Origin of the sequence: Candidatus Endoriftia persephonae (genome assembly GCF_023733635.1) — a bacterium.
GTDB classification, from domain to species: Bacteria; Pseudomonadota; Gammaproteobacteria; order Chromatiales; family Chromatiaceae; genus Endoriftia; species Endoriftia persephonae.
Window position 1 is genome coordinate 3,440,454 of record NZ_CP090569.1, and the last position, 21,970, is coordinate 3,462,423.

The 21,970-nt window shown below is 58.8% G+C and carries 19 protein-coding genes; 10 read left to right on the plus strand and 9 right to left on the minus strand.

The window, feature by feature from the left end; genetic code table 11:
- Positions 1 to 423: 423 nt before the first annotated feature.
- Positions 424 to 2,628 carry a primosomal protein N' gene (locus L0Y14_RS15605; RefSeq protein ID WP_006474645.1) on the plus strand — a complete coding sequence of 735 codons (2,205 nt, stop codon included), beginning with the start codon at positions 424 to 426 and terminating at the stop codon, positions 2,626 to 2,628.
- Between the two features lie 117 nt (positions 2,629 to 2,745).
- Entirely contained in the window at positions 2,746 to 4,371 is a 1,626-nt protein-coding gene (locus tag L0Y14_RS15610) for a methyl-accepting chemotaxis protein (protein ID WP_005959840.1), read from the plus strand.
- A gap of 10 nt (positions 4,372 to 4,381) precedes the next feature.
- On the opposite strand, the gene L0Y14_RS15615 is transcribed toward L0Y14_RS15610, so the two are convergent.
- Positions 4,382 to 4,540 (minus strand): hypothetical protein, encoded by a 159-nt coding sequence (locus L0Y14_RS15615; RefSeq protein WP_006474643.1) that lies wholly within the window; start codon positions 4,538 to 4,540, stop codon positions 4,382 to 4,384.
- 170 nt (positions 4,541 to 4,710) lie between these two features.
- On the opposite strand from L0Y14_RS15615, the gene L0Y14_RS15620 reads away from it, so the two are divergent.
- From L0Y14_RS15620 to L0Y14_RS15630, 3 genes are all read left to right on the plus strand, one after another.
- Positions 4,711 to 6,399 carry a methyl-accepting chemotaxis protein gene (locus tag L0Y14_RS15620; RefSeq protein ID WP_005959838.1) on the plus strand — a complete coding sequence of 563 codons (1,689 nt, stop codon included), beginning with the start codon at positions 4,711 to 4,713 and terminating at the stop codon, positions 6,397 to 6,399.
- Positions 6,400 to 6,607: 208 nt separating this feature from the next.
- The gene (gene argS / locus L0Y14_RS15625) at positions 6,608 to 8,368 is read left to right on the plus strand and encodes an arginine--tRNA ligase (RefSeq protein WP_005959837.1); all 1,761 of its coding nucleotides are present in this window, start codon (positions 6,608 to 6,610) and stop codon (positions 8,366 to 8,368) included.
- Positions 8,369 to 8,371: 3 nt separating this feature from the next.
- Positions 8,372 to 8,977: an SPOR domain-containing protein gene (locus tag L0Y14_RS15630; RefSeq protein WP_005959836.1), complete on the plus strand. Its 606-nt coding sequence runs from the start codon at positions 8,372 to 8,374 to the stop codon at positions 8,975 to 8,977.
- A gap of 27 nt (positions 8,978 to 9,004) precedes the next feature.
- Here L0Y14_RS15630 and L0Y14_RS15635 read toward each other — a convergent pair whose 3' ends face one another.
- The 4 genes from L0Y14_RS15635 to L0Y14_RS15650 form a co-directional block, all read right to left on the minus strand.
- Positions 9,005 to 9,283: a FeoC-like transcriptional regulator gene (locus L0Y14_RS15635; protein WP_005959835.1), complete on the minus strand. Its 279-nt coding sequence runs from the start codon at positions 9,281 to 9,283 to the stop codon at positions 9,005 to 9,007.
- Complete coding sequence (feoB, locus tag L0Y14_RS15640) at positions 9,280 to 11,643, minus strand: Fe(2+) transporter permease subunit FeoB (protein WP_006474641.1); 2,364 nt, start codon at positions 11,641 to 11,643, stop codon at positions 9,280 to 9,282. The genes L0Y14_RS15635 and feoB overlap by 4 nt, the downstream gene beginning before the upstream one ends.
- A 19-nt stretch (positions 11,644 to 11,662) precedes the next feature.
- Positions 11,663 to 11,920, minus strand: coding sequence for a FeoA family protein (locus L0Y14_RS15645; protein WP_005959832.1), 258 nt, complete (start codon positions 11,918 to 11,920; stop codon positions 11,663 to 11,665).
- Positions 11,921 to 12,117: 197 nt separating this feature from the next.
- The gene (locus L0Y14_RS15650; RefSeq protein WP_040819468.1) at positions 12,118 to 12,825 is read right to left on the minus strand and encodes a class I SAM-dependent methyltransferase; all 708 of its coding nucleotides are present in this window, start codon (positions 12,823 to 12,825) and stop codon (positions 12,118 to 12,120) included.
- Between the two features lie 81 nt (positions 12,826 to 12,906).
- Between L0Y14_RS15650 and L0Y14_RS15655 the strand changes: the two genes are divergently transcribed.
- The 3 genes from L0Y14_RS15655 to L0Y14_RS15665 all read left to right on the plus strand — a co-directional run bounded on the left by L0Y14_RS15655 (position 12,907) and on the right by L0Y14_RS15665 (position 16,370).
- Positions 12,907 to 14,646, plus strand: a complete 1,740-nt coding sequence (locus tag L0Y14_RS15655; RefSeq protein ID WP_005966690.1) for a chloride channel protein — start codon at positions 12,907 to 12,909, stop codon at positions 14,644 to 14,646.
- Between the two features lie 105 nt (positions 14,647 to 14,751).
- Positions 14,752 to 15,666, plus strand: coding sequence for a polyphosphate kinase 2 (gene ppk2, locus L0Y14_RS15660; protein WP_006474637.1), 915 nt, complete (start codon positions 14,752 to 14,754; stop codon positions 15,664 to 15,666).
- Between the two features lie 50 nt (positions 15,667 to 15,716).
- Entirely contained in the window at positions 15,717 to 16,370 is a 654-nt protein-coding gene (locus L0Y14_RS15665; RefSeq protein ID WP_005966694.1) for a methyltransferase family protein, read from the plus strand.
- Between the two features lie 35 nt (positions 16,371 to 16,405).
- Here the strand turns inward: L0Y14_RS15665 and L0Y14_RS15670 are convergent, their stop codons facing one another.
- The 3 genes from L0Y14_RS15670 to L0Y14_RS15680 all read right to left on the minus strand — a co-directional run bounded on the left by L0Y14_RS15670 (position 16,406) and on the right by L0Y14_RS15680 (position 19,703).
- The gene (locus L0Y14_RS15670; protein WP_240991637.1) at positions 16,406 to 17,104 is read right to left on the minus strand and encodes a hypothetical protein; all 699 of its coding nucleotides are present in this window, start codon (positions 17,102 to 17,104) and stop codon (positions 16,406 to 16,408) included.
- A 143-nt stretch (positions 17,105 to 17,247) separates the two neighbouring features.
- A complete protein-coding gene (locus tag L0Y14_RS15675; RefSeq protein WP_005966231.1) occupies positions 17,248 to 17,865 on the minus strand; it encodes an MlaC/ttg2D family ABC transporter substrate-binding protein in 618 nt (205 codons plus the stop codon).
- Between the two features lie 266 nt (positions 17,866 to 18,131).
- Positions 18,132 to 19,703 (minus strand): transporter substrate-binding domain-containing protein, encoded by a 1,572-nt coding sequence (locus L0Y14_RS15680; RefSeq protein ID WP_005966230.1) that lies wholly within the window; start codon positions 19,701 to 19,703, stop codon positions 18,132 to 18,134.
- 178 nt (positions 19,704 to 19,881) lie between these two features.
- Between L0Y14_RS15680 and purE the strand changes: the two genes are divergently transcribed.
- Both purE and tsaC read left to right on the plus strand, forming a co-directional pair.
- The gene (purE, locus tag L0Y14_RS15685) at positions 19,882 to 20,388 is read left to right on the plus strand and encodes a 5-(carboxyamino)imidazole ribonucleotide mutase (RefSeq protein WP_005966229.1); all 507 of its coding nucleotides are present in this window, start codon (positions 19,882 to 19,884) and stop codon (positions 20,386 to 20,388) included.
- Positions 20,357 to 20,950 carry an L-threonylcarbamoyladenylate synthase type 1 TsaC gene (gene tsaC, locus L0Y14_RS15690; protein ID WP_005966228.1) on the plus strand — a complete coding sequence of 198 codons (594 nt, stop codon included), beginning with the start codon at positions 20,357 to 20,359 and terminating at the stop codon, positions 20,948 to 20,950. The genes purE and tsaC overlap by 32 nt, the downstream gene beginning before the upstream one ends.
- Before the next feature lie 607 nt (positions 20,951 to 21,557).
- Here tsaC and L0Y14_RS15695 read toward each other — a convergent pair.
- On the minus strand, positions 21,558 to 21,932 hold the full coding sequence (locus L0Y14_RS15695) for a thioredoxin family protein (RefSeq protein WP_006474631.1): 375 nt from the start codon (positions 21,930 to 21,932) through the stop codon (positions 21,558 to 21,560).
- Between the last annotated feature and the right edge of the window lie 38 nt (positions 21,933 to 21,970).

Below are 21,970 nucleotides of genomic sequence, written 5' to 3' on the forward strand. Positions count from 1 at the left end.
TGCGGATTAAAGATGAAAAAACCACCACGGAGCACTTTTTGTGCTCCTCGCTGGCAGCGAAGCATATTCCCACAGGGGTCATAAGTTGTCTAACAACAACAAGATAGGGAACGCAGCCGAATACGCCTTGAGGATCGGATGAGGGTGTTTATTCACACGCCATTCCACAACAGCCTCGCATTTGTCAATAGATTGACGCATACTGCGATTGGTCGATCTATCTCATTGATATTTATGGATTTAACACTTTTGACCAATAATCGAGCAATTTCCCGAAAGCCTTTGTTTTCGCGACCTTAGGAGTTTTTCACAGAGAAAATCCACAACTTTATCCACAGGAAGTGTGGATAAGCGTCCTCTCGACACTCAAGCGTGGCGAGGTTTTTTGGCGAAAAAACAACAGGCCATGCTAGGCTCCGCCTCATGCAACCTCAGCGCTTTCTCCGCGTCGTCCTGCCCGGTCCGCTCGATCAGAGCTTCGACTATCTCCCGCCAGACCCTGCCCCCTTCCAGGCGCAACCTGGGGTGCGTCTTCTGGTGCCATTTGGCCGCCAAAAGCGCTGCGCCATCCTGCTTGAGAACAGCAGCGAATCGGCGGTCGACCACTCACGGCTGAAGCCCGCCCTGCAACAGCTTGACGAGAGCCCCCTGCTGCTGGAGCCGGATCTCAAGCTGCTGCGCTGGGCCGCCAGCTACTACCAGCACCCATTGGGCGATGTGATCTTTCACGCCCTGCCAAGCCGCTTGCGCAGCGGCCGCAGTATCCAACGCGCTCAACCGGAGGGTTGGCGAATCTCCGCACTGGGAGAGCAGCAAGATCCCGACTTACTCACTCGGGCACCACGTCAGCGGCAACTGCTAAAGCTGTTTGCTGCACATCCCGCAGGGCTTAGCAGAGAGCAGCTGAAGCGGCAGTTCGGTGAGGCGCTCTCAGCATTGCGCAGCCTGCAGCAGAAGGCCTGGATCGAACCCTGCACCCTGCATCCCACGCAGCCGCCAGACACTCCAATCAGCGGCCCAACGCTCACCTCCTATCAACAGCAGGCGGTGGAGAGGGTCAGCAGCGCCTTCGGGGGGTTTCAGGCCTTTCTGCTCGATGGGGTCACCGGCAGCGGCAAGACAGAGGTCTATCTCAAACTGATCGAACAGCTGCTCACCGGGGATGGCCAGGTGCTGGTGCTGGTGCCAGAGATCGGCCTCACGCCGCAGCTGACACGCCGCTTCGAGCGACGCCTTGGATGTCGCATCACCCGCCTCCACTCCGCTCTCTCCGAGGGCGAGCGGGAGGAGGGCTGGCACGCCGCACGGCTCGGCGAGAGCCAGCTGATCATCGGCACTCGCTCGGCGATCTTCGTCCCGCTGCCCCGGCTGCGCCTAATCATCGTCGACGAGGAGCACGATCTTTCACTCAAGCAGCAGGAGGGGTTCCGCTACTCCGCCCGGGATCTGGCCGTAGTACGGGCACAGCAGAACAACTGTCCGCTGCTGCTGGGCTCCGCCACCCCCTCCCTGGAGAGCCTGCAAAATGTCGAGCTGGGACGCTATCAACAGCTGTCACTGCCGACCCGCGCCGGCAGCGCGCAGTTGCCTGAGATCCGCCTGCTCGACACCAGCCGCATCAGGCTCGAGGCCGGCCTCTCGCCCCAGCTGATCGAGCAGATCGCAGCGACACTCGAACAGGGCAATCAGGCGATGCTGTTTCTCAATCGGCGTGGCTTCGCCCCGGTGATCACCTGCCATGCCTGTGGCTGGATCTCCGATTGTCCGCGCTGTGATGCCCGCATGACCCTACACAAGTCATCCAACCTGCTCTGGTGTCACCACTGCGGTCATCAACATCGCCAGCCAGCCCACTGCCCCGACTGCGGCAGCAGCGAGCTACGCCCACTGGGGCAGGGCACAGAGCGCATCGAAGATCTCCTGCAGAGACGTTTTCCCGAGGTTGCACTGGCGCGCATCGACCGTGACTCAACTCGCCGCAAGGGCAGCCTGGAGCACTATCTCAAGGCGATCCGGCGGGGCGACTATCCGTTGCTGATCGGCACCCAGATGTTGGCTAAAGGGCACCACTTTCCGAACGTCGCACTAGTCGGGATCATTGATGTGGACCAGGGGCTGTTCAGCGCCGACTATCGTGCTCCCGAGCGCACCGCCCAGCTGATCATCCAGGTCGCGGGCCGCGCCGGTCGCGGCGACCACCCAGGACGGGTGTTGATCCAGACCCGTTACCCGGACCATCCACTGCTGCAGACGCTGGTGCAGCAAGGCTATGCCGCGTTTGCCCGGGAGGCGCTGCAAGAGCGCCAGCTGGCACAGCTACCGCCGTTCAGCCACCAGGCACTGCTACGCGCTGAGGCGAATCAGGCCGAGCTGCCGCTCGCTTTTCTACAGCGTGCGGCCGAACTGGAGCGACAGGCAGCACAGAGCCGAGGCATCGAGCTGTGGGGGCCGGTACCCGCGCCGATGGAGCGGCGCGCCGGCCGCACTCGCGCCCAGCTGCTGATCCAGGCGGGCGAGCGTCGTCTGCTGCAGGGGTGGCTGAGCGGCTGGCTGAAGCAGCTCCGCGATCTCCCCGAAGCCAGGCGGGTACGCTGGTCGATCGATTTGGATCCGCAGGAGATGCTCTGACCACCCACCAAGCGCACATCTCAAACACCATTCAAGGGTACTACTCAAGAAAAAGCCCCATCAGACGCCAATGATTGGCAACTTCTGCTTCATCTCCAGCGAAAACGGGACCTCCTGATGCCATTCAATCTCCATAGCCTGAAAACCCGCATGATCCTGTTGCTAAGCCTCGGCGCTATACTTATCGGAGTGGCGACAACGTACGGTTTTTTTACCCTTTCACATGTGCTCAACGCCTACGATCACGCCATCAGTGTGCAGTTCAGAAATGAACGTGAGGCACTGCTTCTGCAGTCCGATTTCAAAAAACAGGTGCAGGAGTGGAAAAACGTACTGCTGCGCGGCCACCAGTCCGACTCCATGAGTAAATACTGGGGCCGGTTTGAGGCATTGGAGAAACAGATCAGCGAACGCGCCCACAAGCTCGCCAAATCGTTACAAAATCCACAGGCCCAGCGCCTGATCCAGGCCTTTATTGAAGACCATCAAGCCCTCCGCTCCACCTATCGAAATGGCCTTGCACAATTCAAGGCAACTGGCTTCGACCCCAAGGCGGGCGACATGGCAGTCAAGGGGATAGACAGGCCTCCCACCAACCGACTGATAGAGGCCGCCAAACTGATCGCAGCCGATGCACAGGACAAGACCCAGACGCTCAAGGCGGATGGAGAGTCGGCCATGGTCTGGAGCCTGATTTTATCTGGAATCACCACCGCTATGGTCGCGATTGCAATGCTCCTGATCATCCAGCAGACCGTCGTCAGACCAACCCGGCAGCTCTCTATCTGTCTGCAACGTTTTGCCAGTGGCGACTTCACCCCCGTCACCATCGAGCCGCGTAATGACGAGTTTGGCGATCTGGCAACCTCCGCGTCTGAGTTGCGCACGCAGATGGGAAATCTGATTAGCCAGGTCCACAGCTCCATCAGCGAACTCTCTGACTCTGCTAGCCAACTCTCTCAAGCCACCCGTGAGTCTGGCGAGGGCATGCAACGTCAGCAGGCGAAAACCGCCCAGGTCGCCCAGGCGATGGATCAGATGGCAGTCAGTGTGCAGCAGGTTGCGACCAGCGCCGTCAACGCAGCCGAGGCGGCACGTCAGGCCAACAGTGCCGTCGACGAAGGCAGAAATGTTGTCGAGAAATCCATCCAATGCATCAGTGGACTCGCCTCCGAAGTTGAATCTGCCTCTGCGGTAATCCACCGACTGGAAACGGATGCAGGCAATATTGGCTCTGTGCTCGACGTGATCAAGGGAATCGCTGAACAGACCAACCTGCTGGCCCTGAATGCCGCTATCGAAGCGGCTCGGGCAGGCGAGCAGGGACGGGGCTTTGCGGTAGTGGCGGATGAGGTGCGCACCCTAGCGGGACGTACGCAGGAGTCCACCAGCGAGATCCAGGCGATGATCGAACAACTGCAGAACGGCACCAGCGAGGCAGTACGAGTCATGGAAGAGAGCCGCGAAAGAGCAGAACAGAGTGTCGATCAGGCCGCCCGCACCGGCGAATCCCTGACAGCGATCGCCGACTCGGTCCACTCGATAACCGAGATGAACAACCAGATCGCCACCAGTGCCGAACAGCAGAGCATTGCGACCAACGAGATCCACCAACACATCAGCTCCATCAATCAGGTGGCCGAACAGAGCGCGCGCATTGCTCAGGAGACCGCCCGCTCTGGCGCAGGATTGGTAGGGGTGGCGCAACGGCTCGAGACCCTGACGACAAACTTCAGGACCTGAATCCACCGCCTCATCTGGCGTTATGGATCTGCCTGTCATCGCCTCGCAGCTCTTCTTGCAGATCATAGCGCTGGGTGAAGATCTGCTCGATCTCGCCCACCTCGATCACTCTACGCTGTTGCAAATAGGCGGTGCATTGCGAGGTGCGGACCACCTTTTCTTTTTTCATCTCATCTGGGTGTGAGTAACTTAGGGAGCCCCTGATCAAGTCTGGACAGCAAACTGGCGACGCTTCACTGCACCCTTTTTTATCCATTCGCACCCGACCAGTTTAAGAATACGCTGCCGCTGCCGACCATATGAGGTGCATAAACCTGTGGGGCGGGGAGGAGCGTTGCCATGAGAAAAAGCCTGTTTTGGGGACTCTTTTTTCCGATTCTAGGTGTCTTCGCCATTGGACTGGCACTGGTCACTTGGTACATCCCGATATTGGTAAAACAGAATGCCGAAATGGAAGCCCTGGCGGTGGCCAAGACCATGGTCAACCAGTTCAAGACCCTGCGCAGCTACTACACCCGCAACGTAATCGGAAAGGTAGTGGGCAAGGGCGGACTCAATGCCTCCATCAATCACCACAGCGAGTCCGATAGCATTCCCCTGCCCGCCACCATGATCCACGACCTCAGCGCCCTGCTGAAAGACCAGGGCACCCAAATCAAACTCTACTCGGCTTTCCCCTTTCCCAACCGGAAGAGCCGCACCCTGGATAGTTTCCAACGGGATGCCTGGGAGCGCTTGATCAAGACCCCTGACACACCGGTCACACGCACCGAACAACGGGGCGACCGTACATTCGTCCGGGTCGGCATCGCCGATCTCATGGTTGCCGACGCCTGTGTTGCCTGCCACAACTCCCATCCGGACACCCCGAAAAACGACTGGCGCAAGGGCGATGTCCGCGGCGTGCTCGAGATCGAGATGCCCATCGACGAGCAACTCGCCAACGGTGCCCGCATTAGCAACTACCTGACGCTCACACTGCTCCTGCTGGCCACGGTTATGCTCGGTACCCTCTACTTGGTGTATCGCGCCACCATCGGCAACAAGCTCGAAGCCGTGATCGACGCATTGCAGGAGATCGCCGCCGGTGATGGCGATCTGAGCCGACGACTCGACACCGAAGGTGAACACGAAACAGCTCGCATCGGGCAGGCATTCAATCTCTTTGTGGAAAAGCTGCAGCACACCGTCGGCAACATCACCTCTCTCGGCGACCAGCTTACCGGCAGTGCGCAGCAGTTGGCAGATGTCAGCCGGACCAGCAGCGCCACCTTGGCACAACAGGAACAGGAGACGGTCCAGGTGGCCAATGCAGTTGAGCAGATGTCCATGGCCACCCAGGAAATTGCCCGCAGTGCTACCAGCGCCGCCGATGCAACGGACGACACGCTTAACGCGACCCGAGCCGGGCAGGATCTGATGCAGAAAAACATGCAGGTAACGCAACAATTGTCACAAGAGATTCAGCAAGCGACCGAAGCACTCTACCAACTGACGACCGATAGTAAAGAGATCGGTAGTGTGCTGGCAGTCATTCGCAGTATTGCCGAACAAACCAATCTACTGGCCCTGAACGCTGCTATCGAAGCGGCACGGGCCGGCGACCAGGGCCGGGGGTTTGCAGTGGTGGCGGACGAGGTGCGGACCCTGGCCGGCCGCACCCAGGAGTCCACAGAGGAGATCCAGCAGATGACCACCCGCCTACAGGAGGCGACCGGCGCCACGGTACAGGCTATGGACAAGAGCCGTTCCAGCGCTGACGCCACACTTGCCCTGGCCGGCGAAGTTGCCGATCACCTGACCCATATCACGGAATCGGTGGAAACCATCACCAGCCTGAACACCCAGGTCGCTGCCGCCTCCGAACAGCAGGGCCAGATGGTGGGCGCGGTCAACCGGAGCCTCACCGGGATCAGCCAATTGTCCCAGACCTCGGCTAAAAACGCCTGCCAGGTCGACGCCGAGGTGAATACACTGCACCAGCTGACCAATCAGCTGAAAGAACTGACCAACCATTTCAAACTTTGACCGAAACACGCGGTGGCCAGCGATATTACCGGCCACCAGAATCCGGTTTTGTGTCGCCCCGCCACACCTCATTCCTGCTATTATTGATCGTTTGATCTCAAAGGGTTCGGGGCCGTGATCGACTCCACGAGAGGGACCGACAAAACGCCGCCCTCCACCGCTCCGTCCCCGGGTCGACTCCGACCCCTTTCATACAGACAGGAAGAAGATGAAGCACCAGATCCAGCAGTTGGTCTCCACCGCCTTGGCACAACTCGCCAACCATGGCGTGATCCCCGCCGACGCAGTGCCCTCCCCCACCATCGAGCGCGCGCGCGATCCCCGCCATGGCGACTTCGCCACCAACGTCGCGCTGGTGCTGGCCAAGCCCGCCCGCAGTAAGCCCCGGGATCTGGCGGAGAAGCTGATGGCTGCCCTGCCCGCCTCGGCAATGATCGAAAAGACCGAGATCGCCGGGCCCGGCTTTATTAACTTTTACCTCAGCGCCGACGCCTATCACGCCCTGGTGCCGGCAATCCTGGAGCAGGGACCGGACTACGGTCGCAGCGACTTGGGCCAGGGCAAGAGGGTGCAGGTGGAATTCGTCTCCGCCAACCCAACCGGCCCACTGCACGTCGGCCACGGCCGCGGCGCCGCCTACGGCTCGGTGGTAGCGGATCTGCTCGCTGCAGTCGGTTTCGACGTGCATCGCGAATACTATGTCAACGATGCCGGCCGGCAGATGGATATCCTCGGCACCTCGGTCTGGCTGCGCTACCTGGAACTCTGCGATGAGCAGCTGACCTTCCCCTCGAATGGTTACAAAGGCGACTACGTCTGGGACATCGCTGCCACCCTGCACCGGGATCACGGCGAGACATACAAGCAGAGCGCCGACGACGTGTTTGCCGATATCCCCGCCGACGAACCCGACGGCGGCGACAAAGAAACGCATATCGATGCCCTGATCGCCCGCGCCAAACAGCTGTTGGGCGACAACCGCTACCGTTTCGTCTTCGAACTGGGGCTCAACACCATCCTTGACGACATCCGTGACGACCTCTCGCTGTTCGGCGTCAACTACGACGAGTGGTACTCCGAACGCAGCCTTACCGAGTCCGGCGCAGTGAATAAGGCGATCGAGCGCCTGCGTGGTTCCGGTCACGTCTATGAAAAGAACGGCGCACTCTGGTTCAAGTCCACCGACTACGGCGACGAAAAGGACCGGGTGGTGGTGCGGGACAACGGCCAGACCACCTACTTCGCCTCCGACATCGCCTACCACATGGACAAGCTGGAGCGCGGCTTCGAGCGGGTAATCGATATCTGGGGCGCCGACCACCACGGCTATGTGCCGCGAGTGAAGGCTGCGATGCAGGCAGTGGGGGATGACCCCAGCAAGCTCGACGTACTGCTGGTGCAGTTCGCGATCCTCTACCGGGGCGGTGAGAAGGCCCAGATGTCGACCCGCTCCGGCGAGTTCGTCACCCTGCGCGAGCTGCGCAAAGAGGTGGGGACCGACGCTGCGCGCTTCTTCTACGTGATGCGTAAGTGCGAGCAGCACCTCGACTTCGACCTGGATCTGGCCAAGTCCCAGTCTAGCGACAACCCGGTCTACTATGTGCAGTACGCCCATGCCCGGGTCTGCAGTGTGCTGAAGCAGGCCGCCGACAAGGAGATCTCTGTCGAGCCCAGCGCCGGCACCGAGAACCTGGAGCGGCTCAGCGAGGCTCACGAGCAGGCCCTGCTCAGCAGCCTCTCCCGCTACCCGGAGGTGGTGGAGACGGCGGCTCTCAACGAGGAGCCTCACCTACTGACCCACTATCTGCGGGAGCTGGCCAACGACTTCCACACCTACTACAACGCCCACAAGTTCCTGATCGAGGACGAGGCACTGCGTGACGCCCGTATCAAGCTGATCCTGGCGGCACGCCAGGTACTGCGCAACGGACTCAACCTGCTGGGAGTCTCGGCTCCAGAGAGCATGTAGACGATGGCGGACTTCAAGCATCGGGCCACTCCCAAGGAGCGGAAAAGGTCAGAGCGAAGCTGTGGACTCTGGTTCTTCTCCGGCCTGATCAGTGGCGCCTTCGTGATGGGGCTGGTATGGCTGCAGTATGGTCCGCAGATGGCGGCCGGGCAGATCCCTGGGGTTAGCAAGCAACCGGTCGCCGAGCCCAGATCAGCACCAGCGAAGCCGCCAGAGACACCCAAACCCCACTTCGATTTCTACACCATCCTGCCGGAGATGGAGGTGTTGATCCCGGAGGAGGAGATCAACGCCCCGGAGCCCGCACCTGCGGCCATACCACCCCCAGTGCAGAAGGCGCATGTTGAAACGCGCCCAGTGGCAAAAGACAAAAGCGCCTACATCCTGCAGATGGGTTCATTTCGCAAGTTCGCCGACGCCGACCGGATGAAAGCACGACTGGCGCTGATCGGCATCGAGGCAGAGATCCAGCGGGTCAGCATCAACAACAATCAGACCTACCACCGGGTGCGTAGTCGCCCCTACCCGAACCGTCAGGCGCTCAATCACGACCTGGCGCTGGCGCGACAGAATCAGATCAAGACCCTGATAATCAAGCTGAAACGTTAGCGCTGCGCCGCGGGCGACGCAGGCACCTCATTGTGAAGGGCAGCCTGGATTGAAACGGATCGGCTCGGCAGCCGGCCGATCCGCCGCATCCTTCCAAAGATAGAGCTCAGTGGTAGCCGGATCACACTTGCTGCAGCTCGAACCGCAGGCCGCCTGCGCACTAAGCCGTTCCACCTTGCCCTTGCGAATCCACTGCTCCAGCATGCCACGCGCCGCATCCGGCTCAATATCGAAATGCAGCGCAATGTCGGCCAGGCTCGCCTGCCGACGCTGCTTCAGATAGGTCTTGATCTCGGCGAGGATCATGCCCGTACCCGCCGCAACAGCGCCCTCAGATCCCGTCGCGCCCAGATCCGCAGGCCGCCAATCACCATCGCCACCAGCAACAACAGTGAGCTGATCCAGGCGATCGAACTGGCAGGGTGCAGCGAATAGCTGGCGATCTGATAGAAGAGGCTGGCACTGACATAGGCGACACCCGTGGTCCAGGCCGCAACAAAGGCGGCCCAGGCACTACCCGCCTCACGTACGATCGCGCCGATAGTCGCCACGCAGGGAAAGTAGAGCAGAATGAACAGCAGATAGGCGAAGGCTCCAGCCTGGCCATCGAAGCGGGCCGCCATCGCGCCGAATACATCCACCTCCACCTCCTGCTTCTGCGCTGCTCCACGGGCATCGCTCAGGTCGCCCACTTGCAGGCCGAGCGGATCAAGCAGCTGATTCTTCACCTCGCCCAGGTTCTCCGGCACTGTGGCGGCGGCCTCAGCGATCGCCGCCCAGAAGTCGAACGGCTCCCCGCCGCCAGTATCCCCCGCCTCCTGCCGAGCCAGGCTAGTGTAGATCGAGTCGAGGGTGCCCACCACCGCCTCCTTCGCCAGCACGCCGGTGAATATACCCACCGTGGCTGGCCAGTTCTCCTGCTCGATCCCCATTGGTGAAAACAGCGGGGTGAGCGTCTTGCTGACTGCCGAGAGGGCAGAGTGCTCACTATCTTCGTTGCCGAATGAACCGTCGGTGCCCAAGGAATTGAGCACGTTGATCGCCAGCACCATCAGCACAATCACCCGCCCCGCCTCTTTGATGAAGAGACGTACCCGATCCCAGGTGCGGAGCGCCACACCCTTGAGGGTCGGCAGATGGTAGGGGGGCAACTCCATCATGAAGCCAGTGCTCTCACCGGAGAGCAGGGTCTTCTTCATGATCAGGCCGGTGAGAATCGCAACAACTATGCCGATCAGGTAGAGGCCGAACACCAGGTTCTGGCCGTTGGCCGGGAAAAAGGCGGTGGCGAACAGCACATAGACCGGTAGCCGTGCGCCACAGGACATGAAGGGATTCATCAGGATGGTGAGCTTGCGCTCGCGCTCGTTCTCCAGGGTGCGGGTTGCCATCACCGCCGGCACATTGCAGCCAAAGCCGACGATTAGCGGCACAAAGGCCTTACCCGGCAGGCCGATGGAACGCATGAAACGATCCATGACAAACGCAGCGCGCGCCATGTAGCCGGTATCCTCCACCACCGAAAGGAACAGGTAGAGGGCGGCGATGATCGGAATAAAGGTTGCCACCACTTGGATGCCGCCGCCAGCGCCATCGGCGAGCACCACCACCAGCCACTCGGGCAGCCCGAGCTGGCTCAACCAGTGGCCCAGGCCATCGACGAAGATGGCACCGGCAATGCCATCGAAGAAGTCGATAAAGGCCCCGCCGATGTTGATCGCGAAGAGGAACATCAGGTACATCACCGCAAGAAAAACCGGGATGCCCAGGATGCGGCTCAATACGACCCGGTCGATGCGATCACTCAGAGTCTTGCCAACCCGGCCCTGCTCCTTCAAGACCGTCTGCGACAGCGCGTGGGCATGACCGTAACGGCTGTCGGCAATATGGATGTCGGTCTCTTCACCGGCGCGCTGCTCAATCGCCTGCTGCCATTCGGCGACCTTTTGTGTCAGTGCATCATCCGCCTGATCGAGGGCGAAGCTGTCTCCTTCCAACATCTTCAGCAGCAGCCAGCGCCGCTTGGCGGTCTTATGTTGGTCGAGCATCAGGGGATCAAGATCGCTCAGCGCCTGCTCCACTGCCTCATCATGAGCCAGCGCAAAGCCACCATTCAGCTCGCCCCGGCGTAGCTGTGTCACCCCCTGCTTGAGCTGCTCCAGACCTTCACCGCTGACCGCAACGATCGGTATCACTGGACAGCCGGTCTCCTCACTCAACTTTTCGGTATCGATGCAGATACCGCGCTTGCGCGCCACATCCATCATGTTGAGCGCAATCAGCACCGGCACGCCCATCTCGAGCATCTGCACGGTGAAGTAGAGGTTACGCTCCAGGTTGGAGGCGTCGATGATATTGACGATCAGGTCGGCATCGCCAGACAACAGGTAGTCCCGCGTGACCTGTTCATCCAGGGTGGTGGCGTCCAGCGAATAGATGCCTGGCAGGTCAATGACGCTGACCTCCTCGCCATCGAGACTGAAGCGCCCCTCCTTACGATCCACTGTCACGCCGGGCCAATTGCCGGTCTTCTGACGGATCCCGGTCAGGGCGTTGAAGAGGGCTGATTTGCCGCAGTTGGGATTGCCCGCCAACGCGATAGTCAACCGAGACTCGCCCCCAGAGCGGGGTTTGCTCCGCCCGTCACCACATTCACTACAGCCCATCGCTCAGTTCCAGCCCTTCTCAGTCGGCATCCAGAGGCGCCATCATCAGCTTATCGGCGATGCCACTTCCCAGCGCCACCCGGATACCCCCGTTTGCCACCACGACACCCCGCCCACGTTGCTGTAATACCGATATCTCGGCGCCCAACGGCAGACCCAGGCTGATCAGGCGACGCAACAGCTGCCGGCCTCCCTCGACACGTTTGATCCTGGCGCGCGCCCCCACCGGCAGCGAGGCTAGGCTAATCGATTGATTGTCACACTCTCTCTCAACCATCAGAAGCACCATTAGAAGCACCATTGTAAAAAACATCAATAACAATAATGATTCTCATTTATAGCAGAGAAGGGCCGCCATCAGCAAATAATATTAGATATACCTAAAATTTTAATGGTCCAGTATTGACCCAGATCAATCAGCCATCGCTATTGGTGATCTGTATCACAGCTGCAAGCCAAGACATCTCTGACCAATCAGCCCAGCGGCTTGCGCAACAGATCGACCCGGTGAGGCTTGAGAAAGGCGGCCCGCTCGCCCTCCAAATGGCGTGCAAATTCGTCCCGCACCCGCTCAAGTCGTCCGTCACTGAGGTCTATCTTTGTGTGAGTGACATTGAGAAAGCGCTGCTCGAATTCCGCCCAGCTGTAGCTGCCGGGCACATTGAAGAAGTGCTCGGCGTGCAGCTCAAACAGGCCGTTCTGCACCACCTGACGCAGTGTATCGAAGGCCTGTTCACGAACCTGCTTTTCATCATGAATCAGGCTCATGATCGCATTGAACGCGCCACTGTAGACCGGCTCGCAGATCCAGGCCATGCCACCCGGCTTGAGCACCCGATGGATCTCCTGCATCGCCGGCATCTGTAGCTGAATCGGCACATGGTGGAGGGACTTCAGCATGCAGACCAGATCGATGCTCTGCTCCGGCTCGCTGATCGCCTGCGCACCCTCGAGGCGAAACTCGAGGTTCACCGTTGCATGCGAAAGATTTTTCTGGTGCTGTATCTCATCCACTTCGGTGCCGATAAACTGGGAGTCGGAATAGCATTCTGCCAGTTTTCGAAGCGTCCAGGCAGCACCACACCCCAACTCCAGTACGCGCACTCCATGCAACGGCAACAGCCGCTCCATAAGATCTATTTCTGTGCTGGTCTGATAGGCCTGCGAATCATCCAGTCTCATCTTCTGCTTGGCTGACAACTTCCCGCCCCTCCGTTAAGGTTACTACCGACTGCTGCCTGACTGCGGCATGATACATCAGAGATGCAGAAGCAGATGCGACAACCGCTCAACGACTGGCTCCACCATACCCGCCTGCATCTGGCGCGCCCGGATGCGCTGCTCCTGCTAGCATTGCTGGGGCTGATCACCGGGGTCATTGCCGGCGCTGTGATCGTCGTCTTTCGGATACTTGTCGAGAGTACCCAGGGCAGCCTGCTGCCAGGCAATCTGGCGGAAAACTATGAGGGCCTTCCCGCGCTGCTGCGATTTTTGCTGCCAGTGGCGGGCGGACTGCTGATCGGTTTGATCTTCCACCACTTTGCCCGTGGCTTACACGTGTTGGGGATCGCCCGGCTGATCGAGCGTCTCGCCTATCATCAGGGACACCTGGGGCTGCGAGAGTTTCTGCTGCAGTTCTTTGGTGCCGCGGTTGCCATCGGTTCCGGCCACTCGGTAGGGCGGGAGGGACCGCATGTATTCCTTGGCGCAGCAGCCGGCTCACTGCTCGGCCAGCACTTCTCTCTGCCCAACAATAGCATCCGTACCATGGTGGGCTGCGGCACCGCCGCCGGCATCGCGGCCTCTTTCAACACCCCTCTGGCCGGTGTGATCTTCGCACTCGAGGTGGTGATGATGGAGTACACGCCGAGCAGCTTTATCCCGATCATCCTTGCGGCGGTGGGCGCCAATGGCGTGGCGGTCTATTTTCTTGGCAGCGACAGTGCCTTCTCCATGCCGCATTTCCAGCTCAGTTCGATTGGCGAGCTGGGCGTGGTGGCGTTGCTCGGCATCGTTGCCGGCAGCGCCTCGGCTCTGTTTATTCAGCTGGTACAGAAAACATCGGCGATCAGCAAACCCTGGCCCTTCTGGGCCAGAACCACCACTGCCGGGGCCCTGGTTGGCGGCATCGGCCTGTTTCTGCCACAGGTCCTCGGTATTGGCTACGACACGGTACAGAGCATCCTACTCGGCGAACTGGGCATGGGGCTGCTAATCCTGTTGGTACTGGCCAAGATTTTTGCCACCTCCGCCAGCATTGGCATGGGTATCCCTGGCGGCATCATCGGCCCTGCACTCTTCATCGGCGCGGCGATCGGTGGGATTGTTGCCGAGCTGCCGGCACTTTTGTTCAATACTCCAACCGCAGACCCCGGTTTCTATGCCCTGATCGGCATGGGGGCGATGATGGGCGCTAGCCTGCAAGCGCCGCTGGCGGCGCTAACCGCGATCATCGAGCTCACCAACAGCCCTCAGGTGGTGATGCCTGGCATGCTCGCCATCGTCATTGCCGGTCTTACCAGTGGTGAAATATTTCAGAAGAAATCTCTGTTCATTGCGATCCTTGAATCGAGCGGCCTCAACTATCGCACCGATCCAGTGATGCAATCCCTGCGCCGCATCGGTGTCGCATCGGTAATGAGCCAGAAGCTGGTCCACTGCCACTCCCGAAATCATCGCGAGGCACTGATCTCCCTCTTGGCAGAAGCACCCGAGTGGTTTCTTGTGGAGAGCGACGGAACCCCCTCCGATCTGATCTACGCCGCTGATCTGGCCCGTTATGCCGAAGAGGCCATGGAGGAGGAGATCGATCTGATGGAGATTCCCGCGCGCCGCCTGCAGCTCGCCGATATCTCCCTGCAGGCGACCCTGCAGGAGGCGGTGGAACGGCTCGACTCAAGCGGCGCCGAGGCACTCTATGTCGCGCGACGTAAAAAAGGGGGTGGCCAACGGATTCTCGGCGTGCTGACCCGGGAGCAGATTGAATCAGCGTATCGAGTCTAATCTCAGCTATCGACACTGGGGTACAAATAAAAAAAGGCTATACTTAATCGTTTGGATCGCCCTATTTGCGCCACCCTCGTATCGTCCCTGAGCAGGAGCTGTATCATGTATGATGAAATCCAGAATCCCGAATTTGTCCTCTACAATGATCAACCGATCAGGCTTTCAGAACTCCTGCATGAACAGAAGCAGTTACGGGACGAGGTTGCCAGGCAGAAGAAGAATCAGAAAAAGGCGATTCGGCGCTTCGAACGGGAGGAGGCGCTCAAGCCCTATCAGGCTGAATTGATACAGATGCAACAGTATCTGGAGCGGACCGGTACCCGCATGATCATCCTCTTCGAGGGACGCGATGCCGCCGGCAAGGGCGGTACCATCCGCCGCGTCACCCGCTACATGAACGAAAAACACTACCGAGTGGTGGCGCTGGGCAAACCCACTGAAGAGCAGCGTACCCAATGGTTCTTCCAGAAGTATGTGCGCGAATGTCCATCCGGCGGCGAGGTGGTACTGTTCGATCGCAGTTGGTACAACCGCGCCGTGGTGGAGCCAATCTTTGGCTTCTGCACCCAAGAAGAGTACGAACATTTCATGATCGGCTGCCCCGGTTTTGAGAAGGATCTGGTGCGCCAGGGTACGATCCTGGTCAAGCTCTATTTTTCGGTCACCAAGGAGGAGCAGGCGCGGCGTTTTGAACGGCGCAAGAGCGATCCTTTACGGCAGTGGAAGCTTTCCGAGATCGACGTACAGGCGCAGGATCGTTGGGATGACTTCACCAATCAGAAGTATGAGATGCTGCGCCGCACCAACACCACTCACGCACCCTGGACCATCATCCGCTCCAACGACAAGCACCAAGCCCGCATCAACGCCATGAAGGTGATCCTCAACGCTGTGCCTTATCAGCGGCTCGATCCGGAACTCGACTTTGTGCCGGACCACGAGATCGTCATCTCCGGCTCCCGAGAACTGGAATTGATGGAGGCACAACGTCTGCAAAGCGGCAAGTTTGTTGGATAGCTGCACTACCGCATCTCATTTAGCCAGACTAGGCAACACCCGGTAGCGCAATGCAGCCAACGGAACACCTCACCATGCTTGCGCTGGCCTGGTTGGCCTATTTTGCACTGCACTCCCTGTTCGCCTCACTTGGCTTCAAACAGAGGCTAATCGGCAGCTGGCCCGCCTTGGCAGCCTGGTATCGGCTACTCTTCAACCTGCTGGCAGTGCTGCTGCTGATTCCACCACTGGCGCTACTCTACAGCTGGCCTGGCGAGATGCTCTGGCAGTGGCAGGGCATCGGTCGCTGGCTGAGTGGCGGCGCATCACTGGCGGCAATCGCGGGTTTTTTCTGGTCACTGCGCTATTACGACAGCAAGGAGTTCATCGGTCTGCGACAGCTGTCGGACAGGAGAAGCGGCTCTCAGATCGATCAGGAGGCATTCACGATATCGCCTCTGCATCGCTTTGTTCGGCATCCCTGGTACAGCCTTGGGCTGGTGATTGTGTGGTCCCAGTCAATGAATGGTGCCTATCTGCTCTCAGCGATCCTGATAACACTCTACTTTGTGCTGGGATCCAGACTGGAGGAGCAGAAGCTCATCGCCTTTCATGGTGATGTTTATCGAAGCTATTGTGCAAAGGTGCCTTCGCTGCTGCCTCTGCCATGGAAGTATCTGCAAAAAGACGAGGCCGCACTCCTGGCAAAAAAAGCCCAGAAATAGAGCGGGGCACCCGGGCGTACCCGGGTGCCGTCAAGTCAGTAGTCAGGGCTCCAGAAGTTGTTTATGGCGCCATACGGCCCCGGTCCAAAACCCTGCGGATTGCCACGCCCCATGCCGGGCCCATACATCATAGGCCCCCAACCACCCCGGCCACCTCGCATGTGGCGGCGTTTCATGGCACGGCAGGCCGCCTGCTGTTCCGGGGTCATCCCGTCAATGACTTCCTGATGCTTTTTCCACTCCGCCTCTGCGGCAGCCCGCGCCTCTTCTCTTGCCTTCCAGGGTGGTGTCTCTGGCATCTCTCGCCCCATAGCTGCGGCACGCTCTCGCATCTCCTGGTAGCGCTCATTGCGGTATGCATCCCGCTCTTCAGGAGACATATCGCGTAGCTTCTCCATGCGTTGCATGCGCTCTTCCATGGAGATCCACTCCGGCATCATGCCCCGATGCTCTTCCCAAGGCGGCCGATTCGGCAGCATCACACCAGACTCCAGCGCACGTTTGCGCAACGTTTCATAACGCTTCGTCCGCGCTTCCCAACGCGCTTCCCAATTGTCGGTCACCGGCGGAGTTACAGCTGCCTCACTCGCATCATCAGCCGTGGCGTTCGTTTGCACCTGCGACATCTCGCCCACTGTAGATCCAGGTTCAGCAACCTCCTCTGCCGCGATAGTGCCGGCAGACAAAGACCAAAGCAGAGAGAGGGCGACAGAGAGGGTGGTTTTCTTCAGCATACGGCATCTCCATTGATATACAGATCCAGGCCAGCAAAAGCTTTGCTGGAACAAAGACGTAATCGATCCGGTAGGTCAATCTATCGCTTGAGCTTCAGCAGATCAATCAACCTTTACAGCTCAACACGCCTTTCAGTCTAGCATCATGAGGCGGGCCGGACGGAGTCAGTCTTTGCGCCCTTTTTTAGCTGAAGTGCTTTGCGTTCAAGCTTGTAGAGGAGCCCTTCCATGCCCTCTCGTTTCACCAGACCCCGATACTCGACGCGATAGTTGCTAATCAGGCTGACCCCCTCGATGACCACATCATAGACAGCCCAATCATTGCTTTTGGAAAGCAGCTTGAAATCGATGGGGATCTGCTTTGATTTTGTGATCAGCATAGTCTGCACCACCGCACGCTTTCCCTGGCGTTTTTCCCGCCCGATGCGCACCTCTTCCCCACTATAGTTATCGATCGCTGAGAAGTAGGTATTTTCCATCAACTCCCTGAAATAGCGTTCAAACCGATCCCGCTGTTCGTCAGTGGCCTTGCGCCAGTTGATCGCCAGAATAATTCTCGACATTACCCGATAGTCGAAATGGCTGCGCACGACGTCACGCACTGCCAAGCGCCGCTGCTCGCGGTTGAGATTCGGGTTATTCAGCACCTGCATCACCGCATCCATGGAGAGTGTTACCCGTTCGGTGGGTGAGATCCCTTCCTCAGCAGACGCCGATGCCGTGATTAACAGAAACAGCAGAGAGTAGAGTGTCCACCTCATCCTCTTAATCCCCCAACAAGGAAGTGAAGCCGATTCAAAAGATAGCAGGAAAAACCCTGCTATCCATGATTGGCGATATGAGAAAGATGGTTGGGGAGTGAGTTAAGAGGCTCCTGAACAAATCATGGACGGCAGCCTTGCGGCCCAAATTTCCTGCTGCTGCGTGGAAAATCTTGGCAATAGGCCAGCTATTACCCGCGATTTTCTTCTTGCAGCAGAAAATTTGGCCTCCTAATTCTGCTCGCCCAGATTCATTCTGGGAGCCCCTAAAGCCCCTGATAGGCAGAACCCACACCAGCGTTCGTAGTGCCTTCCGGTGCCTGCCCCTCTTCCTGACTGGTGACAGGCTCATCCTTGACCAGCTGCGGTTTCTGCGTCGGCCGCGGCCCGATCTTTGGCTGCAGGTCGTCAGGCTTGACCTGTTCTGACGGCTCGGGCTGGGGCTCCAGCTTGGTCTGGAGATGCTCAGAGAGCTGATAGGTCACACCGGCCTGCTTCACCACGCACCCCCGCGAGTTGCGGATTGTGCGGTAGTGGTTAACGACCCAGATCACGCTACCATCAGAACGCAGCAGCCGATATTCAAGACTACTCACCGCGTTTTTCGACATCGCCCGGGTCAACCGATCCACTACTCGATCTCGGTCATCAGGATGAATTTTGGAGAGGACTTCGTGGGGGGTGCCGCCGAAGGTACCCGGCAGCTCCCCTGCAAGCCGGCACATACCCTTGTCCCAGCGATAGCGATTGCGTTTCAGGTCCCACTCCCAGAAGCCGAAAGGCAGCGCTTCAGAGAGCAGGTTCAACCGCCCCTGGATCGACCGAATCTTCCGTTTTGCGCGCCGAATCAGGGTCTTCAGCTGCTCACGCTCATGCTTCATCTCCTTTTCGATCTTGCGTCGACGCAACAGCGAGTTCTTCATCGATTTGGTGCGCCGCGAAACCTTGCGCTTGACCAACCAGCGGAACGCCAGATACCACCCGACAAACCAGCCGAGTAGCAGAACAATAATCAATGCGCCCCGCACCGTTTCGTTATCTGTGAGGCTTGGCGCCTCGCCGATGTTGGACCAGCGCCGACGGATGCTGGCGTGCTCTTCTGGCGTGATCAGCGCAATGCTTTTCTCGAGAATCGAAGCCACCAGGGCCTGGTTGCTGTCGACCGCCATCACCAGATTCAACAGACCACCGATCGCGCCATACTCCTGCAGCCGGTCAATCCCCTGACGCTTGAGATGATAGCGCGACGAGGCGATATCTCCGAGATAAGCGTCGACCAAACCATTGTTGACGCTCTGCAAGCCAGCCAGAGCACCAGACACCTCAACCCGCCGGATATTTGGGTAGCGCTCGTTGACCCAACGACTCCAAAAACCGCCGCGTACAACGGCCACCGCACGCCCATCCATCTCAGTAGGGGTCAGTAGTGGGCCGTTTTTTCTGGTGTAGATCGCTCCCGGAATCGAGAGATAGGGTTGGGTGAAGCGCATGCTCGACGCCCTATCCACCGACCAGGTGGTGGCACCGACCATATCGATCTCTCCATCCTTGAGTGCGCGCTCCATCGCCGAAACCTCATTGAAGCGCACCACCTTCAGCCCAGCCCCCGCCTTCTCGGCGACAAAGCGAAGATAGTCTGCCGCCACGCCCCGCGGCTGGTTAGCCTCACCAAGGTAGAGGATCGGCGAGTTAGTATTGATGATGCCGACCCGCAACTGAGGGTGTGCTTTCAGCCACGCCATCTCTTCCTTGCTGTACTCGACTCCAGACGCCATCACCTCTGCCATGACACTCATGACAAGAATGAAGCCCCCCAGCATGCGCCGAAAATGTACCATCGATCTTCTCCAAAAGTTCCGGCAGCGCTTTAGCCCAAGCCGGCCAGGCTATGCGTGGAACAACAGTTTTTCCGCATCCAACAATCAACCCAGTGCTTCACAAAGCAGTTCACACTGGTCATAAAATAGGCTTTCGGGTATCTTCTCCCGCCTTCCAACAGACAAAAAACCTGATCCAATGAACAAGCCCTTTGTAGCCGTACTAATGGGATCCGATTCGGACCTGCCCGTTATGCAATCCACCCTGGACGTGCTTCGCGCCCTGGCGATCCCCTATGAAGTGAAGATCACCTCCGCACACCGCACTCCCGATACCACCCACACTTACGTGAAGGACGCCGATCAGCGCGGCTGCGCCGTGTTCATCGCCGCCGCGGGCCTCGCCGCCCATCTCGCGGGTGCGGTTTCCGCCGCAACCCTGAAGCCGGTCATTGGCGTCCCGCTCGACGCTGGTCCGCTAAAGGGCATGGATTCACTACTCTCCACCGTGCAGATGCCTGGCGGCATCCCCGTCGCAACCGTTGCCATAGGCAAGGCCGGCGCAAAAAATGCTGCCTATCTCGCCTCTCAGATCATGGCGCTGGGCGATACCGAGCTGGCAACACGCATTCGTGCCGAACGCGAAGCCAACGCCAAAGGCGTGATCGAAAAGGATGCCAAACTCCAAGCCGACCTTGCCCGCTAATCCATCCATCCATCCCTGGCGGTTACGTCAAGCCGCCAGGGTGATCCTTGGTGGCGGTATTCTCGCCTATCCAACCGAATCGGTTTTCGGACTCGGCTGCGACCCACTCAATCCCCAGGCGGTATTCCGCTTGCTGCGCCTGAAGCAGCGGCCAGTCAGCAAGGGACTGATACTCATCGCCTCCGACTTCAATCAACTGCAGCCCTTCATCGACCAACTGCCATCGCAACAACTAGAGCCGGTAATACAGAGCTGGCCCGGCCCCCACACCTGGGTGTTGCCCGCGGCCCCAACACTGCCATTCTGGCTGCGCGGCGATCACTCGGGCATCGCGGTGCGGGTAACCAACCATCCGTTGGCGGCGGCTCTCTGCCGCGCCAGCGGTCGTCCACTCGTCTCGACCAGCGCCAATCGCAGTAACCATCCACCTGCACGCAATGCGCTACAGGTGCGTCTGTGCTGTGGCGGGGAGATCGACATGATTCTACATGGCGCCACCCAGGGGCTCGCCCAGCCCACATCAATCCGTGACGCACTGACCGGAATCATCCTGAGATCTTGAGTCAGTCAAGCCTGAGGCTCTCTTCTATGTCAGTACAACTTGCCTTCCCAGCTAGCACTGATCATTTATCGGATATGCAGAATACCACCCGCTTCTCCCCAAAATAGAGGAACAATCCGCACTTTTTCGATATTTTTCGAGGAAATCAGGGAAAAGACTCAAGCATCTGAAGTGGTTGCCGCCTTACCTCTTCTTGCATTGGCACCCCACGCAAATATTTAATCCAGAGGGCCGCAAGAAGTCACTCCTCGAGACTCCTCTGCTGCTTCAGGGACGCTGAAAAACGGACAAAAAAAAGGCCCAACCGGGGAGGAGTTGGACCTTAGAGTAGCGCAATGATTGCGCTGGAGGAGGATCAAATTCAATGTCTGCCTGTTGCCCTTATTGATCGGCACCCATCAATAAACCTTTAGCCTGTGTGAAAAAAAATTTACGCCCCCGAAAAAACCAGCCGCGAACTCGTAACTACTTGTTAACAAAGAAATAACCAAACAATCACCAACCCTATGAAAGAGGCCACGATTCTCATAAGACAATCGTTTGTGATTTAAATTCCCCTACTCCCGCAGATTTTTTTCTCTCTCCTCACCCTATCCAGACCAGCAAATCAGGCACTGTGCTGCGCCAGATAGTCGCCCAAGTGCTCCTCAATCCACTGTCGCAGCCAGTGGCTCGCCCGTGAGCCGTGAAAGCGCCCCAACTCTTCCCCGTGATGGAACAAAATCACCGTCGGGAAACCCCGCAGACGAAAGCGGCCCGCCAGGCGCATATTGTCATCCACCTCCACCTTGCCAAGGCGCACCACGCCTTCGAACTCATCGATGACCCGCTCCAGCGCCGGTGCCAGCGAGATACAGGGGGCACACCACTCGGCCCAGAAATCGACCATCACCGGTTGTTCATTGGAGGCATCGATCACCTTCTGCTCAAAGGTGGCCTCTTCGACATCGTAGATATAGGGAGATTTGTGCGGCTTCTGCATGCCCTTCAATGCCTCAGAATTGGTTAAAATCGCGCATC

Excerpts from the sequence above, each read along its gene's own strand:
- L0Y14_RS15650 (WP_040819468.1), bottom strand. The coding sequence starts at position 12,825 with ATGAGACTGGATGATTCGCAGGCCTATCAGACCAGCACAGAAATAGAT.
- L0Y14_RS15680 (WP_005966230.1), bottom strand. The coding sequence starts at position 19,703 with ATGGTACATTTTCGGCGCATGCTGGGGGGCTTCATTCTTGTCATGAGT.
- feoB (WP_006474641.1), bottom strand. The coding sequence starts at position 11,643 with ATGGGCTGTAGTGAATGTGGTGACGGGCGGAGCAAACCCCGCTCTGGG.
- L0Y14_RS15670 (WP_240991637.1), bottom strand. The coding sequence starts at position 17,104 with ATGCTGAAGAAAACCACCCTCTCTGTCGCCCTCTCTCTGCTTTGGTCT.
- tsaC (WP_005966228.1), top strand. The coding sequence starts at position 20,357 with ATGCCAAACTCCAAGCCGACCTTGCCCGCTAATCCATCCATCCATCCC.
- L0Y14_RS15635 (WP_005959835.1), bottom strand. The coding sequence starts at position 9,283 with ATGATCCTCGCCGAGATCAAGACCTATCTGAAGCAGCGTCGGCAGGCG.
- L0Y14_RS15630 (WP_005959836.1), top strand. The coding sequence starts at position 8,372 with ATGGCGGACTTCAAGCATCGGGCCACTCCCAAGGAGCGGAAAAGGTCA.
- L0Y14_RS15610 (WP_005959840.1), top strand. The coding sequence starts at position 2,746 with ATGCCATTCAATCTCCATAGCCTGAAAACCCGCATGATCCTGTTGCTA.
- L0Y14_RS15605 (WP_006474645.1), top strand. The coding sequence starts at position 424 with ATGCAACCTCAGCGCTTTCTCCGCGTCGTCCTGCCCGGTCCGCTCGAT.
- ppk2 (WP_006474637.1), top strand. The coding sequence starts at position 14,752 with ATGTATGATGAAATCCAGAATCCCGAATTTGTCCTCTACAATGATCAA.
- L0Y14_RS15645 (WP_005959832.1), bottom strand. The coding sequence starts at position 11,920 with ATGGTTGAGAGAGAGTGTGACAATCAATCGATTAGCCTAGCCTCGCTG.
- L0Y14_RS15615 (WP_006474643.1), bottom strand. The coding sequence starts at position 4,540 with ATGAAAAAAGAAAAGGTGGTCCGCACCTCGCAATGCACCGCCTATTTG.
- L0Y14_RS15675 (WP_005966231.1), bottom strand. The coding sequence starts at position 17,865 with ATGAGGTGGACACTCTACTCTCTGCTGTTTCTGTTAATCACGGCATCG.
- L0Y14_RS15665 (WP_005966694.1), top strand. The coding sequence starts at position 15,717 with ATGCAGCCAACGGAACACCTCACCATGCTTGCGCTGGCCTGGTTGGCC.
- L0Y14_RS15620 (WP_005959838.1), top strand. The coding sequence starts at position 4,711 with ATGAGAAAAAGCCTGTTTTGGGGACTCTTTTTTCCGATTCTAGGTGTC.
- L0Y14_RS15695 (WP_006474631.1), bottom strand. The coding sequence starts at position 21,932 with ATGCAGAAGCCGCACAAATCTCCCTATATCTACGATGTCGAAGAGGCC.
- purE (WP_005966229.1), top strand. The coding sequence starts at position 19,882 with ATGAACAAGCCCTTTGTAGCCGTACTAATGGGATCCGATTCGGACCTG.
- argS (WP_005959837.1), top strand. The coding sequence starts at position 6,608 with ATGAAGCACCAGATCCAGCAGTTGGTCTCCACCGCCTTGGCACAACTC.
- L0Y14_RS15655 (WP_005966690.1), top strand. The coding sequence starts at position 12,907 with ATGCAGAAGCAGATGCGACAACCGCTCAACGACTGGCTCCACCATACC.